The 18,822-nt window shown below is 28.6% G+C and carries 25 protein-coding genes and 1 pseudogene; 24 read left to right on the forward strand and 2 right to left on the reverse strand.

The window, feature by feature from the left end; all coding sequences use genetic code 11:
- The first annotated feature begins 275 nt into the window (after positions 1-275).
- From B2671_RS15650 to B2671_RS15735, 18 genes are all read left to right on the forward strand, one after another.
- Positions 276-617, forward strand: coding sequence for a cupin domain-containing protein (locus B2671_RS15650; RefSeq protein ID WP_346871244.1), 342 nt, complete (start codon positions 276-278; stop codon positions 615-617).
- 17 nt (positions 618-634) lie between these two features.
- Entirely contained in the window at positions 635-1,849 is a 1,215-nt protein-coding gene (locus B2671_RS15655) for an NAD(P)/FAD-dependent oxidoreductase (RefSeq protein WP_346871245.1), read from the forward strand.
- 14 nt (positions 1,850-1,863) lie between these two features.
- On the forward strand, positions 1,864-2,082 hold the full coding sequence (locus B2671_RS15660; RefSeq protein ID WP_150845930.1) for a DUF1450 domain-containing protein: 219 nt from the start codon (positions 1,864-1,866) through the stop codon (positions 2,080-2,082).
- Positions 2,083-2,500: 418 nt separating this feature from the next.
- Positions 2,501-2,869, forward strand: coding sequence for a hypothetical protein (locus B2671_RS15665; protein WP_346871246.1), 369 nt, complete (start codon positions 2,501-2,503; stop codon positions 2,867-2,869).
- Positions 2,870-3,381: 512 nt separating this feature from the next.
- A complete protein-coding gene (locus tag B2671_RS15670) occupies positions 3,382-3,999 on the forward strand; it encodes an HD domain-containing protein (RefSeq protein WP_346871247.1) in 618 nt (205 codons plus the stop codon).
- A gap of 169 nt (positions 4,000-4,168) precedes the next feature.
- Entirely contained in the window at positions 4,169-4,873 is a 705-nt protein-coding gene (locus tag B2671_RS15675) for a 4Fe-4S double cluster binding domain-containing protein (protein WP_346871248.1), read from the forward strand.
- A gap of 451 nt (positions 4,874-5,324) precedes the next feature.
- A complete protein-coding gene (locus B2671_RS15680) occupies positions 5,325-5,726 on the forward strand; it encodes a metallophosphoesterase (RefSeq protein ID WP_422653245.1) in 402 nt (133 codons plus the stop codon).
- Between the two features lie 26 nt (positions 5,727-5,752).
- Positions 5,753-6,067, forward strand: coding sequence for a hypothetical protein (locus B2671_RS15685; protein ID WP_346871250.1), 315 nt, complete (start codon positions 5,753-5,755; stop codon positions 6,065-6,067).
- 77 nt (positions 6,068-6,144) lie between these two features.
- Positions 6,145-6,570: an ABC transporter ATP-binding protein gene (locus B2671_RS15690; RefSeq protein ID WP_346871267.1), complete on the forward strand. Its 426-nt coding sequence runs from the start codon at positions 6,145-6,147 to the stop codon at positions 6,568-6,570.
- Between the two features lie 348 nt (positions 6,571-6,918).
- Positions 6,919-7,353, forward strand: coding sequence for a hypothetical protein (locus B2671_RS15695; RefSeq protein ID WP_346871251.1), 435 nt, complete (start codon positions 6,919-6,921; stop codon positions 7,351-7,353).
- A gap of 134 nt (positions 7,354-7,487) precedes the next feature.
- Entirely contained in the window at positions 7,488-8,309 is an 822-nt protein-coding gene (locus B2671_RS15700; protein ID WP_346871252.1) for a hypothetical protein, read from the forward strand.
- Positions 8,296-9,117 (forward strand): hypothetical protein, encoded by an 822-nt coding sequence (locus B2671_RS15705; RefSeq protein WP_346871253.1) that lies wholly within the window; start codon positions 8,296-8,298, stop codon positions 9,115-9,117. Before B2671_RS15700 ends, B2671_RS15705 begins: the two co-directional genes overlap by 14 nt.
- Positions 9,118-9,135: 18 nt before the next feature.
- Positions 9,136-9,942, forward strand: coding sequence for a hypothetical protein (locus tag B2671_RS15710; RefSeq protein ID WP_346871254.1), 807 nt, complete (start codon positions 9,136-9,138; stop codon positions 9,940-9,942).
- 10 nt (positions 9,943-9,952) lie between these two features.
- A complete protein-coding gene (locus B2671_RS15715) occupies positions 9,953-10,243 on the forward strand; it encodes an ATP-binding cassette domain-containing protein (RefSeq protein ID WP_346871255.1) in 291 nt (96 codons plus the stop codon).
- Positions 10,244-10,248: 5 nt separating this feature from the next.
- Entirely contained in the window at positions 10,249-10,629 is a 381-nt protein-coding gene (locus tag B2671_RS15720; RefSeq protein ID WP_346871256.1) for an ATP-binding cassette domain-containing protein, read from the forward strand.
- The gene (locus tag B2671_RS15725) at positions 10,613-11,167 is read left to right on the forward strand and encodes a hypothetical protein (RefSeq protein WP_346871257.1); all 555 of its coding nucleotides are present in this window, start codon (positions 10,613-10,615) and stop codon (positions 11,165-11,167) included. Before B2671_RS15720 ends, B2671_RS15725 begins: the two co-directional genes overlap by 17 nt.
- A gap of 21 nt (positions 11,168-11,188) precedes the next feature.
- Complete coding sequence (locus tag B2671_RS15730) at positions 11,189-12,058, forward strand: hypothetical protein (protein WP_346871258.1); 870 nt, start codon at positions 11,189-11,191, stop codon at positions 12,056-12,058.
- Between the two features lie 59 nt (positions 12,059-12,117).
- Positions 12,118-12,300, forward strand: coding sequence for a hypothetical protein (locus B2671_RS15735; RefSeq protein ID WP_346871259.1), 183 nt, complete (start codon positions 12,118-12,120; stop codon positions 12,298-12,300).
- A gap of 265 nt (positions 12,301-12,565) precedes the next feature.
- Here the strand turns inward: B2671_RS15735 and B2671_RS15740 are convergent.
- Together B2671_RS15740 and B2671_RS15745 are read right to left on the reverse strand one after the other, a co-directional pair.
- A pseudogene (locus B2671_RS15740) lies at positions 12,566-12,715 on the reverse strand (spore coat protein); the annotation flags it as partial.
- 3 nt (positions 12,716-12,718) lie between these two features.
- A complete protein-coding gene (locus B2671_RS15745; protein ID WP_346871260.1) occupies positions 12,719-14,005 on the reverse strand; it encodes a dicarboxylate/amino acid:cation symporter in 1,287 nt (428 codons plus the stop codon).
- 507 nt (positions 14,006-14,512) lie between these two features.
- Between B2671_RS15745 and B2671_RS15750 the strand changes: the two genes are divergently transcribed.
- The 6 genes from B2671_RS15750 to mumR all read left to right on the forward strand — a co-directional run bounded on the left by B2671_RS15750 (position 14,513) and on the right by mumR (position 18,396).
- On the forward strand, positions 14,513-14,986 hold the full coding sequence (locus tag B2671_RS15750) for a hypothetical protein (protein ID WP_346871261.1): 474 nt from the start codon (positions 14,513-14,515) through the stop codon (positions 14,984-14,986).
- A 405-nt stretch (positions 14,987-15,391) separates the two neighbouring features.
- Positions 15,392-15,625, forward strand: coding sequence for a hypothetical protein (locus B2671_RS15755; protein ID WP_346871262.1), 234 nt, complete (start codon positions 15,392-15,394; stop codon positions 15,623-15,625).
- Between the two features lie 236 nt (positions 15,626-15,861).
- Positions 15,862-16,179, forward strand: a complete 318-nt coding sequence (locus B2671_RS15760) for a hypothetical protein (protein ID WP_017393752.1) — start codon at positions 15,862-15,864, stop codon at positions 16,177-16,179.
- Between the two features lie 83 nt (positions 16,180-16,262).
- Complete coding sequence (locus B2671_RS15765) at positions 16,263-16,604, forward strand: hypothetical protein (protein WP_414632644.1); 342 nt, start codon at positions 16,263-16,265, stop codon at positions 16,602-16,604.
- On the forward strand, positions 16,601-17,221 hold the full coding sequence (locus B2671_RS15770; protein WP_016804520.1) for an RNA polymerase factor sigma-70: 621 nt from the start codon (positions 16,601-16,603) through the stop codon (positions 17,219-17,221). Before B2671_RS15765 ends, B2671_RS15770 begins: the two co-directional genes overlap by 4 nt.
- Before the next feature lie 263 nt (positions 17,222-17,484).
- Positions 17,485-18,396, forward strand: a complete 912-nt coding sequence (gene mumR, locus B2671_RS15775) for a LysR family transcriptional regulator MumR (protein ID WP_017393762.1) — start codon at positions 17,485-17,487, stop codon at positions 18,394-18,396.
- Positions 18,397-18,822: the final 426 nt, after the last annotated feature.

Here is an 18,822-nt window from a genome sequence, read left to right on the forward strand (position 1 = left end):
ATGTCTAGTCTTTTATGCTTTTTTATGTTTTCTATTGTTATACATATTTCTATCAGCAGTATCCAATGTAGATGCATTTTTGAAATTACATGTTCATTAGTAAATACGGATTTTAATACCTTTGCAGTTTTTCTAATAAGCATATCACCACTTAAATGCAAAAAGAGTTATTAATATATTTTAAAAATATATTTAATAATAATATGAAAATTATACAATACTAATAGTATAAGATTTATATATAATACTAACCAAAGATGAAGGAGAATTAATTTATGAAAATAGAAAGAATATCTGACAAAATAATGTACAATGATGAATCTTTAACTAAGAAAATAATTTATAAAGAAGATAAGATATTGAATTTTGTTTTAAACTTTAGACCAGGGCAAGGAGTGCCACCACATAATCATGAGCAAAGTGATTTACTTATTCATGTACTTTGTGGAGATGGCGAAATGACTGTAGATGGAAATTTAAATAAAATAACACAAGGAAATGTAATTCATTGTAAAGGAGTAGAAGTGTTTAGTATAAAAAATACTGGCAATAATGATATGTCATTATTTGTAGTATTAGCTCCAAACCCATCAGCAGTATATTCAAAAGGAATATAAAAGGGTGGTTAATGAATATGACAAATAGGATTATTATAATAGGAAATGGAATAGCAGGAATTACTGCGGTGAAAGCCATAAGAGAATTAGATAAAGAGTCAGAAGTATTTATATTTGGAGAAGAGAAATTTTACCCATATAACAGAATAAAATTGTCTAAGAATCTATTTGATGAACTCTCTGAAGATAATACTCTTCTTATAAAGAAATCTTGGTATGAAGAAAATAAGGTTAATATTTACGTAAGCAAAAAAGTAACAAAGGTTAATATTGAAAATAAAGAAGTAGTTTTATGTGATAAAAGTATACTTAAGTATGACAAACTTTTATTAGCAAATGGAGCAAGAAATAATAAACCTCCAGTTGAAGGAATAGAAAAAGTAGGTGTCTTTAACTTAAGAACGTTACAGGATGCATGGGATATTAAAAGTAAAATAAAAAAAGGTGAAAGTGTTATAAACATTGGTGGAGGAATACAAGGATTAGAAACTGCTTGGAATTTGAATCAGCATGGAATCAATGTTTCTATTGTTGAGATTCAATCTAGATTAATGCAAAATCAATTAGATGAAAAGGCATCTAAAATACTTCAGGATTCAGTAGAAAAGTTTGGTATTAATATATACTTAAATACAAGAGTTAATAAAATAGTAGGAAATAATGAGGTTGAAAGTGTTGTAACAAGTTCAGATGAATTTATGCTTTGTAATAAAGTTATATATTCTGCTGGAATAAAGCCTAACATAGAAATGTTTGAAGATACGCCTATTAAGTGTGAAAAAGGAATTGTTGTAAATGAAAAGATGGAAACTAATATATCAGATATATATGCAGCAGGTGACGTTGCTGAACTTGATAACTTTGTTCCAGGACTGTGGAATATATCAATAGGCCAGGGTAAAGTTGCAGGATATAATATAGTAGGAAAAGATAGTACTTATAAGCATATTGTTCCTGTTACTACTTTGAACGCTTTTAAATTATCCTTATTTTCTATGGGGTGTGTAGATGAAAATAATGTAACTAATATTCTTGTAGAGGATAATGATGAAGGTCAATATATGAAGGTGTTTGTAAGAGATAGAAAAATAGTAGGAGCTATTGTAATTGGAGATACGAAACGATCACCAATATTAAAATCAGCCATTGAAAAAGAAATATCCTTAGAAGCTATTGATTTATCTAAAATTTCAGTAACAGAATTATTGAATAATATACAAAGTAAAAAATGAAGGAGAGAATAAATATGACAGAAATAAAATTTTGTGAAAATAATTTTACATATGGAACTGAAGATACCATGAAGAAATTACAAGAGAATTATCCTGACGTAGATGTAACAGTAGAATCATGCTTAGGATATTGTGGTGACTGTGCCACTAATCCATATGCACTTGTTAATGACGAAATGATTCTGGCAGATTCGGCAGATGAATTATATGAGAAAATTGAAGAGTTAATATAAAGTCCTTGGTTACAAAGCAATGGAAGAGTATTCTCCTTCTACAAAATATTACTAATTCTCTTTGCTATCCTAGGATTTTTAATTGCTACTCCACTATACAATTTAATTGGTATAGGTAACTCCTTTACAAGCATTGCAGTTATACTAATTATTTTATGTATCTTCAATCTAAAAAGGAGTTTTAATAGAGCTGTATATGAAGTTTTAGATATTAGCCAGGTATAAATATATAGGCTAATTTTAGTTATTAATATTGAAATAAAGTGACTAATTTCCTTTGGAGATAGTCACTTTATTTCTGGATTTGTATTTATGTACATTTATAGTTTATATTTTTGTTTTTTTAACAATTTTATCATTTTAGAATATAATAAATTATAACCAATAAATAAATATTTATTTTTTAGGAGGAATATAAGTGGGTTATGATTTTTTAATTGCTAAAACACATTTAGAAAGTTTAGAGCACGGTGAAACAATATTCGTTAAAGTAAATTCAAATGCATCATATATATGCTGTGTGACAGTTTATTATTATATAAATGGGGAACAAGTTAAACAATCAACGGATGGTATATTGAGCCATGGAAAAGCAGTGCTTGTAATTCCTAGGAGTGCACGTAATATTGATATAGTAGTAGAAGATGAAAGATGGATTGGAATATGGAGTACTATATATAGTGACCATATTTTATCAATTGATAAGGATATCACAGTTACAGTTGATGGTTGGCTATATAAAGAAAAAGTTAAAGTAGAAGTAGATCAAAATACTGATACGAATTAATTTGAAGATTTAAAAGGTTAGGATTATTATAATAGGGGCAGTGAGGTCATCAGTGTAAGCTAGATCACATTACCCCGGATTATAAGTTTTAGAAATTAAAAAATGAACTAGGAACACTATAAAATGAAAAATAACCCATTTAGTATATAAATGATTGAAATATATTTATATTTCTTAAAAAATGTAATTTTTTTATAGTAGAGTTTAAATACAGTAAAAATAGGAATGTATCAAATGTTTTTAGGTTAAAGGATTAATTTGCAGATAGTATATTTACCATATATACAAGTTGTAAAATTAACAAATGACTTACATGAATTTTTCACTTTATGTAATAATTTTATTTGCATATGATATTAATATGAAAATTTAAAACAAAAACCATGATTCTTAAAAATAAGTTTCATGGTTTTTTCATTTAAAGGGATTTGAATGATGACTATAGAATAGTTTAGAGAAAGTTATGAAAAAATTTAAACTATTAATTTATTTAAGTAATAAGGAGAAGAATCATGGAAAAGTTGAAATACAAAGTTCCCAATCGAAAGATAGCTGAAAAAATATTAGAGGAAGCATCTATTTTAAATCCTGGTCCATGGGTGGAACACTCAATATATGTAGCAGAGGCAGCAGCTCTAATTGCTGAATATGATAGCGATTTGGATGAAGATACAGCCTATGTACTGGGATTGCTTCACGATATTGGAAGAAGGAATGGGAGACATTACGTAAGACATGCTATTGATGGATATAATTATGCATTAGAAAATGGATATGATTTTGTGGCTAGAATTTCAATCACTCATGGTTTTCTATGCAGTAATGTAGATGATATATGTGGAGAAATGGATTTAACTAAAGCAGAATACAACTTTATTAAAAATTATTTAGGTAATATCGAATATAATTCATACGATAAATTAATTCAATTATGTGATGTATTGGCTCTTCCGTCAGGATTTTGTTTAATAGAAAAAAGGATGGTTGATGTGGTTATGAGATATGGGTTTACTGATTTTACACTAGAAAAGTGGAAAAAAACCTTTGAAATAAAAGAATATTTTGAGAGCAAAATAGGAAAATCTATTTATAGTATCATGCCAGGAATAGAAAAAAATACTTTTAATTAAACTTTTAAAGAAAGTGCAAAACATGTAAGTATAAAATTGGTAAAAAGAAAAGAGAAACTCCTGAAGAATGTACTATAAGAGAAATTAAGGAAGGACCTAATTGTAAAATTAGTGATTTGAAACTATTTAAAATTTATGTTATCAATTCTTTGAGTTAGGAGAAAGTATTGTGAGGGAGAATGAATTAAAGTCATATCTAAAAAGTCTAGGGGCATCATTGGTTGGATTTGCAGATTTAAATAGCGTTAATACTTCATTGTATAATAATCTAAAGCATGGTATTGCATTTGCAATAAAATTAAAACCTGAAATTATACAAGGTATTTATGAAGGACCAACAAAAGAATATTATGAGGAATACAAAAAAATAAACAAAGAACTTGATGATATCGCTATATACTGTGTAAGATACATAGAGAAGCAGGGATATAGTGCATTAGCTCAAACTTCAACATATGTTACTAGTGATGAAAATTTGACTACTTATTTACCACATAAGACAGTTGCTACACGGGCAGGAATGGGTTGGATTGGCAAAAATGCTCTTTTAATCACTAAACAATATGGTAGTGCAGTTCGTATCTCTTCAGTACTAACTGATATGCCAGTCATACCAGATATGCCTATCAATGATTCTAGGTGCGGAAGATGTAGTAAGTGTGCTGATGCTTGCCCAGCAACAGCAATAAAAGGTAAGTTGTGGAATATAAGTTCAGCAAGAGAAGAGCTATTAGATCCTTTTAAATGTCGTAAAAAAGCAAGAGAACTACTAAAACAAAGAATAGGAATAAAAATGTCTTTATGTGGAAAGTGTATTGAGATATGTCCATATACACAGCAATATATTAAAAGAAATTCCCATAGGTATGATTAGAAATATTTTAGTTATATTTAAGTAAGAGATAAGAAGGCTAACTAAATTAATGTTACCTGATTTTCTCTTTTTTTTAGGAAGAAAGTTAGAGAGAAAATNNAAAATTAAAAAATAAAATAATATAACTCTAAGTTAAATTTTATGAAAATCAATGTTTTTATGTTCTTGCACCTTTAAGCGATTGATATTATTTAGATTAATCCTTCTAGAAGAAAAGTATTTTAATAATAATTAAATTTTACTACTACTATTTTTATAATTACAAATAAACATAAATGTATAAATATGTTATCATAATGAAAACAGTGTTATAATAAATATATACAAACTACTTTAAAAGAGAGAGACATATATGAAAAGTAAGTTAAAACGAAAGAGTATAGTTTGTACTACAGTAGTAATAATTGCTGTTTTACTTTACTATTTTTTTTATTGGCAAAATAATGGTTTAATGATAACGGAATATGATTATATTAATGAAAAAGTAACAGCCGATACTGATGGCTATAAGATCATTCAGATATCTGATTTACATAATAAGAAATTTGGAACGGATAACAAGAAGCTTATAGATAAGATAGCAGAAGAAAATCCAGATATGATTGTAATAACTGGGGATATAGTTGATAGTAAACATACAGATATTAATGTTGCTATATCATTTGTTGAGAATATTGTTGATGTAGCTCCTGTGTATTATGTTACAGGAAATCATGAGTGTTATTTAAGTAAAGATGATTTTAAAAAGTTAGAAGAAAATATGAAAAATAAAGGAGTACATTTGCTTGATAATGACTATGTATCAGTAAATGATAATTTTTANNCCAGAATTTTAATACATATGATAATGTAAATATATTAGATAATACATTAAATGATATGATGAAGAATCTACAAAGTGATGACTTATGTATTTTATTAGCCCATGAACCACAGCAATTAGATAATTATGCAAAGAGCAATGTGGATTTAGTATTGAGTGGACATGCACACGGAGGCCAGTTTAGAATACCATTTGCTGACATTGGAATAGTTGCTCCAGACCAAGGATTTTTCCCAAAATATACAGCAGGTGAGTATCAAAAAGATAACACTTGTATGTATGTAAGCAGAGGACTGGGAAACAGTATTATACCTATAAGATTATTTAACAGACCTGAAATTGTAAAAGTGATATTGAAAAATAAAGAATAACCTAGATGATATAGGAGTGCCTAGTATTGCAATTGATAATGTAAACTTTACTTATCCAGGAACTGATAAAAGAGGCTATAGATAAAGCAGATTTTCAGGTTTCAAAGGAAAAATTTCAAGATGGTTATGATACCATGCTATCTAGAGAATTTGATGGTATAGATTTATCCGGTGGGCAATGGCAAAGGCTAGCTATAGCTAGGGGTTTTTACAAGGATAGTAATATGATAATTTTAGATGAACCTACAGCGGCCATAGATCCTATAGAAGAGACTAAAATATATAAGAAGTTTAAAGAAATGTCCAAGGATAAAACTGCTATAATCGTTACTCATAGACTTGGTTCTGCTAAGATTGCAGATAGAATAGTAGTTATGGACAAGGGTGAAATTGTACAAGTAGGTACCCATGATGAACTTATAAGTATAGATGGAAAGTATAGTGAGATGTATGAAGCTCAAAGTAAGTGGTATCTTTCGGAGCAGGATGAAAAGGCAGTTTGATTTAAAAGATTCAATGCAAAATATATCATGAGTAATTATAATTTAAATTAAGAAAATATACAAGGTAACTTTAAATATATTGATACTTAGTTAAATAGTGTATTCAGAAGTATTTTATACATAAACAACGTTAAATAGAAAATATGACCAAATATGGTTATTGTGATATTTGTCTTATTTTGGTATTATATAGAACAGAAGCCTTGATGGATTTTATACTAAAAGTAATCAGGATTATTATATATGTGCATATTGTGATAGGAAAGTTGAAATACTTGAATATAAAAAACGAGGAAAATTCTAAAAGGTGTAAAAATTACACTAACACAATAAAAGGGGGATTTAAAAATGAAAATTAATAAAAAATTAGCTCTTGTAATGGCAACTGTTGCCACTGTAACTTCTATTGGGGCAATAACAGCTTTCGCTGACTGTAAAGATACTTCTTGGAGATTTAGTAAATGGGAGCGTGTAGAAATAACAGGTGAAAGGGATAAAGAAAATGATTCTTCAGCTTATGGAAGAGTTCTCACTGGCGGAGATCGCAAAAACTGCGTAACATATTTTGAGGTTGTTGACAGTAATGGAGATGCTATTACAGACGACATAACAGGGAAGAAAGTAAGAAGAACTACAATGATTGGAGGGAATAACTCGAGTGAGGTAATCAATTATGCTTATGAAAATGGATATCGTAAAGTTCGCATGAAAATATGGAGAGATCTAGGTTTCATGGGAGTTGAAGGTACTGGGCTATGGAGCCCTGATTATTGTAGACCGTAGATACTATTTAAGGGATTATATATAATTAATTTAATATAAAGTAAATATTTCTAATATATTTACTTTATATTAAATCTATGAAATATGAATTATAAATTTTTAAATAATTATTATTTTGTATAAAGGAGGTAACCATGTTAAAAATTGAACTTAAACGAGCTTTTAAAAGAAAAACATTTTTATTTGCATTATTAGTGGGTATTATGTTTTGTGTATTAGATAATATAGAAGCTAATTATTATAATATAATTAGTTCTTATTCAGGATATAATAACTATTTTAATGAATTTTTAAAATCATCTGTATTATCTCCCTATGATTCCTTCACTTTATTTAATTTAACATCATTATCAAACATCTTTATTATGTTGATTCCTATTTTGTCGGCTATTTCATATAGTGATTCATATCTTGAAGATGTAAATAGTGGATTTTTAAAAAATGTATTATCAAGATGTTCAAAACGTAAATATTTACAAAGTAAGTTTTTGGCTAATTTTATCATCTCAGGAATCACTATTTCAATACCATTACTTATTGAACTTTTATTACTTTTGGCAACACAACCTAATATAAAGCCTGAAAGACTGTATAATGCAATACATATTGGAAGTCTAAATCTAGATATGTATTTAAATCAACCACTGCTATATACATTAATTTGGATATTTATATCTTTTATGTTTGCAGGAGTAATTTCTAGTATTTCACTTGGGTTTAGTATAGTTATTAGGAATAAGTTTGTTGTACTTATAGCACCATTTATAAGTGTAATGGTTATACATCTATTATTTGATATGATTGGTCTTTTTAATTATAGCGTTCTAGACTTTTTATATTTAGCTAGTATGGCTATAAGCTCTAAGCCTACTGAAATGCTGATAACCTTTATTGTAATGTTAATAGTAACATATTTGCCATTTTACTTTGGAGGAAAATCAAATGAAGCTTTTTAAAAAGGGAAATTACATTTCATCACGAGAGTTATATACAATATTAATTTTTTGCTCAATAATTTTTATTATAACTCTTTATAACCCTTTATATAATATGAAAAGTGTATTGAATTTGGCTATAAATGGTGGCTATGAATTATCAAATTTTGATATTTTGCATGCTTTTAATGGATGGGGATTAATTAGTAAATCTAGCTATATAATACTAATAATTCCTATTTTTTCAGCATTAATAATATACATTGTTGATTATAATAATAGTTTAATAAGAAGGATAAGGTATAAAAGTAGAAATAGGATATGGAATAAAAATATAACATTAATACTGATTTCAGCTTTTTTATTAAGTACTCTTTTAGTAATTGGAGGTTATCTAATTAGTGGAGTATTTGTAAAAGGATATAATAATACATGGAATACTGAATTAGGGCTTCCTTATCTTACATATGGAAATACAGAAATATGGAATGACTTATCAAATCTATTGGTAACATATAAAGTATTATTAGTCTTTTGGATTACAACATTCTTTGGACTTAGCTTTATTGGAATCTTTATTTGCACCTTTCAGTTATTTATGCGTAATGTATATGTTTATTTGATGGTATTAACTATAGTACTTGTAGAAGTTTGTAATTTATTTAACTTCAAATTATTGGAGAGTATAGTGATAAGTCCAAATAAATGGGTAAATCCTAATAGACTTATTGCTAGTAATATCTATTTTTTAGTAGGATTTCTCTTACTTTATTTCTGGGGTAGATATATAAATTCTGAAAGAGATGAAGGACTTGAAAAAAAATATTAGAATGTGTGGTGAAAGACATTGAATAGTATAAAAATTGTAATGTCTTTAATAAAAAGAGATATAAGGACAAGTAAGAGATCAATTTTAATTAAGTTTGGTACTTTTTTCACCATATTCATAGCATATGTGTTACTTGTTATACACTATCGTTATAATTATGAAATAATTAATGCTAACACTTTGATTTTTGAAATTTTTAAGGGATGTAAATATGTAGAAAGTTCAACAGGGCTTAGTATATCAGGTTTTAAATTTCCAGTAATTTGGTTATTTATAAATAGTTTTATAATTTATGCAGTGGGTAATTATTTCTATAAGGATATAAAGATAAATGGTAAATATGTGTTGATTCGAGTGAAAAAAATGCAATACATATATATAGCTAAAATAATATGGAGTATAGTTATGATTATTGCCTATTATGTTATTTTGTTACTTGTAAGTGCTATGTTAGGTTACTTGTTCCGTACAGATATATATAAATACATAGATCCTAATTATTTAAAAATAGATACTATAGATTTAATTAAAAATATATTTGTATTATATACTCTAACATCTATATCTCTTGTTGTTATTTTTATAACATTAACACTTAAGATAAAGCCTGAATATGCTTTTCTTATAAATATTGTATTGTGTGCATCATCTATATTCGTAGAGAATAAATTTTTTATAGGTCAACATAGTTTATTAATTAGGCATACTCCCTTTGATTTGGTTCACAATTTTACTATGTATGATTCAATTATATATAATTTAATAATAACTACTTGTGTCATTGCAATAGGATCTGCTTTAGCATCTAAAAAAGAGATATTTTGAGGAGGTAAAAATGGAACAATCATATATTGAAATTAAAAATGTTACTAAAAAACTAAATGGAAACTTAATTCTAGATAATATTACTTTAAATTTAGATAGAGGAAAGGTCTATGGTATAAAAGGGAAAAATGGCTCTGGAAAAACAATGTTATTTAGGGCTATTTGTGGATTTATAAAAACAGAAGGCTCTGTAATGGTCAATGGTAAATCTATTGGAAAAGATGGAAGCTACCCAGATAATATAGGGGTTTTGCNNAAAATCCAGGCTTTTTACCAAATTATTCTGGATTTAAAAACTTAAAGTATTTGGCTGAAATAAACAAAAAAATAAATGACGAAGATATTATTAATATTTTAAAAGAAGTTGGTTTAGATCCACATGAAAAAAAATCATTTAGAAAATATTCACTAGGTATGAAGCAAAAACTTGGTATTGCGCAAGCGGTTATGGAAAATCCAGATGTAGTAATTCTCGATGAACCAACAAATGCATTAGATGAAGAATCAGTGAAGAAGATAAACTCTATGATAAGGAAGTTAAAGAATGATAATAAACTAGTATTTATATCTAACCATAATCGTGATGAGCTAGAAATGATCTGTGATGAAATATATTCCATAGAAAATGGTAAAATATATGATCATGTAATTATAAGTGAGGAAAACAACAATGAAAAAAAGAACTAAAATATATATTGGAATAAGTATTATTTTCATTATCATATTAGGGTTTTGTTATTCCTATCACAGAGTTAATTTAGGTGTACCACGTGAGTATAATCTTCAAAAATATAGCCAAGGAGAAGCTGTTAAGTTAGAAGATTTTGAAATAACAGGAGATGGCATTACTAAGTTAGAAGGTAGCGACGAATATAATCCAGGGCAATCTAGGTATTCATATATAGTAGATTTAACAATAAAAAATATAAGTGATGAAGATAAAGACATAAAAGCATTTTATCGTCATAATTGTCTTATAAATAAAAGTGATTTCATTAAACTCAGTGTGCCACAAGAAGCAGTGGAGGGTAGTCCTGAAGTTGAGGCTGTGCTGAAAAGCCAAGAAGAAATAAATATAAAATTAACATTTGAAACCTCACAAAATTCTAAAAGTGATATTTTTGAATATTATATTCCAAAAGAATTATATATAAGTGAAATTAAAAGTGATTTAGAAAACTTAAAGTTTCATGAAAAATATATTGAATTAAGTATGGAAAAATAAATTATTATAGTAGGGTAAATAATGAAAAAGAAATGCTCGAAAAAAAGTATTGTTTTAATTGCAATAGTGGGAATAATATTTATAGTATTCGGTTTAACCTATGTTGTAAAGCAATTTAAAGATGGAAATACTCCTATGGATTTATCATCAATTGAAGTCAATGAAGAATTCTTTAATAGTATGAATGAAAAAGAATTATTGCATTATAAAGTTATAAATGCTATTGATTTCTATGAAACTGTTGAAGGAGAAATATATCACTTTGGTTTTCCTAGTACAGATAATGGCACAACTAAATGTATTGTTGATATAAAAAATAATCGTAGTTTAGTTCATGAAGAAACAAGTAATAAAAATAGTGATACAATTTTTAATAATGATGGTTGTATAGAGTTCTATAATACAGATAAAACTTATAGAAAAATAAGGACGTCAACAGATGAAATTGCACCTAATAGTAATGTAAAAGTTTCGGATTTAAATAAATTGATGCCTAAACAACGCTATAAAGATGGAGATGTATTATGCAGAAGTACTAACTTAACTTTGGGAGTTTCTAACAGTATTTTAGATGAAACTTATTTAGGAAAATATATGGAAGATTATGATTCCTGGTCAATTGAAGGAAATGAAGAATTTATTGGCAGACAATGTACAAAAATTTCAGGGAAAAAAGGTCTTGTAGATCATATATCAAAATCAGAAAAGTACACAGCGCTAATTGATACGGAGACTGGTATTGTATTAAAATATGATGAGTTGACTTCTGAGGATGAAGCAGTTGTTGGATTTGAAACAAAGTCTATTAAGTTCAATGAAGAATATGATTTTGAATTATTTGACTTATCAACTGAAGGTTATACTGAAAAAGTCTTTGAAAAGAAAAAATAGAGTTACAAATTTAAAAGTTTTTTATAGTAATAATAGTATTAGAAAATGGATGATACTTTGTGACTAGAATATCAATTGCTAATGGTTTTCTATGTAGTAATGTAGATGATATATGTGGAGAAATGGATTTAACTAAAAAAGAATATGATTTTATTAAAGGTTATTTAGGTAATATCGAATATAATTCATATGACAAATTAATTGAATTATGTGATATGTTAGCTCTTCCATCAGGATTTTGATTAATAGAAAAAAGAATGGTTGATGTGGTTATGAGATATGGATTTACTGATTTTACACTATAAAAATGCAAAAAACTTTGAAATAAAAGAATGCTTTAAGGAAAAAATAGGAAAATTTATTTATAGTGTGCTACAGAGATAGAAAAAATACTTTGGACTTTGTTAATTTTATTAAAAATCATGGATAGATATCAGTTATTTATACTGAACTATCCATGATTTTTTATATTATATTACTAGAGATAATTTGGATACAATCCTAAGGTTATTGAACGTTATACATTCCATTCTTCTCCATGTATTGGGAAATAGTCTCTCTGTGTTTTTGTTCTTCCTTTTGTATGTGATTTAATACATCACGAACTCTAGTATCTCTAAATTCAAATATATAGATGACATAACAAAGAGAATTATATCATTATAGGGATTTGTCTTTTACTGTTTCAGAATAGAAGATTTCTTCATTAAATTCTCCTTCGGCCTTTGCTACAATCATTGTACATACTGCATCACCGGTGATGTTGACAGAGGTTCTTGCCATATCTAGAATCCTATCAATACCCATGATTAAAGCTATACCTTCCACTGGTAAACCTACTGATTGTAATACCATGGATAACATAATCATTCCTACACCAGGTACGCCAGCTGTTCCAATTGAAGCTAAGGTGGCTGTTAAAATAACAGTTAAGAAAGAACTTAAGGTTAAATCAACACCATAAATTTGAGCAATAAATACGGTAGCTACACCCTGCATAATAGCGGTTCCATCCATGTTGATAGTTGCCCCTAGTGGTAATGTAAAGGAAGCAACATCTTTTGATATTCCTAAATTTTCTTCTGCAATTTCCATTGATACTGGTAAGGTTGCACTACTGCTTGATGTAGAAAAACCTACAGAAATGGCAGGGAAGAATTTTTTGAAAAATCTTATAGGACTTAATCTAGTAAATAATTTTAATAGTCCACCATATACAATAGTAGCATGAATAAATAAACTTATTAAAACTAATGACATATATTTTATTAAAGGTATCATTGCATCAAAACCTTGAGTGGCAAAGGTACGAGCGATTAAACCAAATACTCCAATCGGTGCAATTATCATTACGAAGTCTACGATTTTCATAATAAGGTCATTTAATTGTTGAAAAAGATTTGTTATCATTTTAGTTTTCTCACCTAGAGTAGATAAACCTACGCCTATTAACATGGCAAATACAATAATTTGTAGCATGTTCCCGTTTGCCATGGATGCAATAGGGTTGTTTGGTATCATATCAAGGATAACTTCAACCAATGGTGTAGCTTCTTTAATAGTAACTTGGTTTAAGTTTGAACTTNNTGAACTTGATAAATTTAATCCTACACCTGGTTTAAATACTGTAGATAGTGATAATGCAATTGAAATGGCAATAGCGGTAGTAGCTAAGTAAAATAATACTGTTTTTACTCCAATTCTACCTAACTTTTTAATATCTCCCATGCTGGCAGCTCCGTTGACTAGAGAAATAAAAACCAAAGGTACTACAAGCATCATAATAGCTTTTAAAAATGCCTGTCCAATTAAATAGAAAACCCCATTAATTAATAATTCATCGCGAATAAAACCCTTTGGAATAAAGTTGAATATAATACCTGTTATTAAACCCAGGATTAATCCGATAAATATTTTTGTTGATAAACTTATTTTACCTTTTTTCATTTTACCAATCCCTTCTAATGATTTTTATTATATAAATTAAATTTTTACCTAAGATTATAGAATTATATGGTGAGTAAAATTATATAATGAATAAAAATAAAAGTCAAACTGCAATTATTGGAAAAATGAAAAATAAATAAGAAATATTTCGAAATCTATATAGTATTACTTAATTGAGTGTTAATCTAGTAATAGTGCACATTACCATTGGTTATAGATATCGATGTTGAATGTATAAAACTTTTAATATATACAATTAGATTTTGAAGGATTTTAAAATGAGTATGCAATATAGTTAAGAAGAAAGATAAAAATTAAAAAGTTGTTTAAATAAATTAACAAATAATAACATATAAAGGATTGTTATTTGCATGGATATATTTTACACTTAGTATAGTAGGTTAACAGATACTGTTTATCCGATGACTATAAGCTCTAATACTCAGATATTCTTCAAAGTGGGAGTAAAGAGCTCTGTTTATATTAAACTTTTTAGGAGGGGAATTTATGTTATTTATATTTATGGGGCCAAGCTGTTCAGGGAAATCTTCAACAGCAGAAGAATTAAAAAAACTTACAGATGCACAGATTTACAGTGGAAAAGATTATTTACGTATGGACAAAAATGAAAATAATGCATGGAAATTATTTGAGGAAATATTGAAAGAAGGTTGTAATAACAAAGATTTACACTCAAAATCAATAATCTATATAATCTCAGAAAAAAAGGATATAGTTAAACTTAAATTCATTAAGGATGCTATTACTATAAATTTTACAGCTGATGCAGAAATAATAAAATCTAGATTTGCTAAAAGGATGAATGGGGTTTTACCAAAGCCAGTAGAAAGTATGATAGACAAGCAGTTACTTGAATGGAAAGATATAACTGCAAAGTTACATGTAGATACAAGTAAAGACAGTCCTAGTGATATAGTTAAAAAAATTTATGATCTAGGATTAATGGATAATAATGTATAGGTATTATATAATTTTTATTTACTTTATAAGTTTTCCATGGTAAAATTTACACATAACATATGGGAGGTGCTATAAAGTGATTATTGCTACTTGTTAATTAATTTTTAATGTGAAAATTAATACTAAAAGAAGTCTTAACTACCTAATTATTTAGGTTTATTTGTTGTGCTTCTTTAGAAAATTTACAAGTAAGTAATGTGAAGTTTATAGAACTAAAATTAAAATCTTTTTTACACTTTATATAGTATATTTATTTTATTGTGTAAAATATTGTAGATATTTTGGTTGTAATGAGGCGTTGCTTTATTACAGCCTTTTTAAATTTAGTTAAAGAGGTAAAACATCTAACCCTTTAAATTAGATAGGTAAAAATGAAAAAATAAATAGGATAAGGGGTATGAGTATATGAAAAATCAAGTAAATAATGAATTTAAGGAAATATTAAATATATTTAATGAGCTTAATGAAAGTAATTGGAAGGAGATAGATAGTTATAATTATAAACAAGATAAATATTATATTTTTTTAAAGTTAAAAGTCTTTCTTTTAACAGTAGATTATGAAACTGATCTAAAAGAAGATCATGAGTGGCTTAATTTTTTTAAGAGAAAATTTATAGAATATTTAGATGAAAATTAATTAATTTAAAAGCTTAGTACTTTAACTAGGCTTTTATTTTTTAGAAGTACTGTATAGTCTTGACGTTAGCTCAAAGCAATCACAACAAGTTTTTTGAAATTTAACAGATACCTCAACTATCAATAAAACTGACAGAATCTAACTTTTTATATCAAATAAAAGCAGTTATCTTAATTTTACTTGAGCACAAACTCTTAATGTGCTCGTCTTGAGTTAAAATTTTTTAGGTATTTAAAATGAATAAAATGCATGTAACTTTGGCTGTAGTAGTCGGTTTAATTGTTGGTGGTGTAGTGGGTGCTCTAGGTTATTCTAAAACTGCCGCACGTTATGATGCGATGACCACCGCATGTGTAATGGTCAATCAGGCAGTTGAACACCAGATTTTAAAGCCTGAACAAGTGAAAGAGTTAGGTGAGCTTACAGGTCAAACCCTTAAGAAAGATTATGCTTCTGTGGCATCAAAATTTAAGTTTTCTGAAAAGCAGTTAGGCAATGCTTCTGAAGGCTCGAATTGTAGCCAATTTATCGTTGGCGTAAACGCAGCGAAGTAATTAAAAGAAAACCCACAGCTTGTGGGTTTTTTCTTATTGATCTGACCAAGCTGAATCTATGGCATGAATTAACCGTAGGTTCAGTGCTTTCTGTTCTAATTGCGGTTTATCAATATCCCGTTTATACGTGGACGACTTTGATGACGCTAGAACAAGTTGAACTTGCACCAAGTGCAATAATGGTCTGGCGTGATCAACAAGATAAAGTATGTATTGAACAGCTTTCACCTTTGTTTGCTATGCTGATTGAACAGTTAACGAAAAATATAGCGTTAACTGACCATGATATTTTCACACTCATTCATTCTGTACTCACTGACTTGTCTGAGCCTGAAATTTATCTGCAAATTCAAGAACTCAAAAACCTCTTAACTCGACTACAATTAATTCAAATTCCCCATGATTTTAAAGAGGTACAAGGATGACTTCGGCCGCGGCATCACATCATGACGACCTAGGGGATCAACTGCATAGCCCAGCGTTTTTACAAGATTTAAGGCAGCAAATGATTAAATTTGCTTTTTTACAGTTGTCCTCACTTCCGCAAGCTGAAGATGTGGTGCAAGAAGCATTAACGAGCGCTTTTCAACATTTAGATTCATTTAAAGGGCGAGCTGCGTTCAAAACATGGGTATTTTCTATTTTAAAAAATAAAATTATTGATGTACTTCGGCAAAAGTCGCGCTTGGTTGCCATGTCTGAATTATTTAAAGACGAAGAAAGTGAACTCAGTGTTGATGAATTATTTGATGCTTCAGGACACTGGCATAAATATGAAGCACCTCAAGCATGGCAAAGCCCTGAAGAAATGATAGAGCAGTCAGATTTTTGGATAATTTTTGAAGCTTGCTTAGATCATTTACCAGCCAAATATGCTCAAGTTTTTATGATGAGAGAAGTGATAGAGCTGAGTTCTAATGAGATTTGTAGCAAGCTAGAGTTATCTATTTCCAACTTTAATGTGTTGATGTATCGAAGTCGTACCCGATTACGCGAATGCTTAGAAAATAAATGGTTATTGAAGGAGGATTGTTCATGTTGACATGTCGACAAGCCACTCAACTTTTGTCTGAGAAACAAGATAGACCTTTGTTTTTACGTGAGCAAAGTAGTTTGCAATTACATTTATTGGCATGCCGATCATGCCGTCGTTATGCAAAACAGATCAAAACAATTAGTCAGCTTTCTAAAGCATTTAAAAATTTGGATGGCTAACTTTAGTTAAAAATTTATTTATTGCTAGCCTTAACATGCTAAAAGCTCCCATACTATAAAAGTAAAGGAATTTTTAAGACAGGATGAAACGTGAATTTAAAGAATCTTGAAGCATTTTATTGGGTTGTGACTTTAAATAGCTTCAATAAGGCCGCGACTAAATTACAAACGACACAGCCTGCGGTATCTCAAAAAATCACATCTCTTGAAAATGAATTAGGTTTTAAAGTTTTAGACCGAAGCTTGCGACAGTTTAAATTGACCCATAAAGGCAGAACATTATTTAAATATGCCGAAAAGTTTATGCGTTTAGAAACCGACCTAGTTGCAGAGCTTACTGAAAATCAGCATCTCACAGGAACTATACGTTTAGGCGTTTCCGAAACGATTGTGTATACATGGCTAGTCGAATATATCGAAAAAGTTCAACAAGAGTTCCCAAAAGTTTCAGTCGAAATTGTGGTGGATCTGACACCTAACTTACAAGAAGGGGTACGTACTGGGGACTTGGACATGGCCTTTTTACTCGGGCCAACGTTGGCTTTTGAGTGTATTGAACAAGCACTTTGTGATTTCGAGTTAAGTTTTTTGGCTTCACCTTCATTTAAAGGTGGAATTGGGCAAATGTCTTTTAAAACCTTGATGTCACATACCATTTTAACCTATCCAAAAATTACCTACCCCTATAAAGAATTAAAGGCAAGAATGAAAGAAAAAGGGATTGATGAACCACTGTCAATTACTAGCTATTCTTTAGCGACTTTATTGCGTCTCGCCGAGCAAGGCTTAGGTATTGCGGTAGTGCCAACTTTAACGGCATTAAAGGAAATTACCGATGGACGATTGGAAATATTAAATACACCTATTCGCTTAAAGACCTTTCATTTTACGTCTATTTATATTCACGGTAACGATGTTGCCTTGAAAGAAAAATTAACCGAGGTTGCTGTTAAAGTCTCGGCGAGTGCTATGAAAAGGCTTAATGAGCAAATTAAAAAATAGCTTTTTTTGAGTATCATTTATTCTTATTCTTCCTTGTTTAAAAAAGCTGTTTTATATGTAAAACCATAAAAACAGCTTATGCACATCGATAAGTAAAATTTATCCTGTATTTCAATTTGAATATAAAGCGATAAAAATCAATTAGTTAAAATTTTAAATTTCTGTAAAAAGTCTTATTGTTCGTAGGGATTAGCTATGTTTTTATTTTAGACACAAGATTTGATCACCGATTGTGTTGATTTGGGAACAGGGAATCTTTGTCATTTTAAAGGATTAAAGAATATCGTTTGGGACAAAAAATGGTGTTCTTGGTTCAACTTGAAAATAGCGTTGTTAAGCTCAAATGGATGAGGAACGCATTAATATGTCTTTACTGAAATCTTCTTTTTTATCAGATCGCCAATGGGCCATTGTTGCCTCAATCTT

The sequence above is a fragment of the Clostridium sp. UBA5119 genome, from assembly GCF_002414285.1.
GTDB classification, from domain to species: Bacteria; Bacillota; Clostridia; order Clostridiales; family Clostridiaceae; genus Clostridium_J; species Clostridium_J sulfidigenes.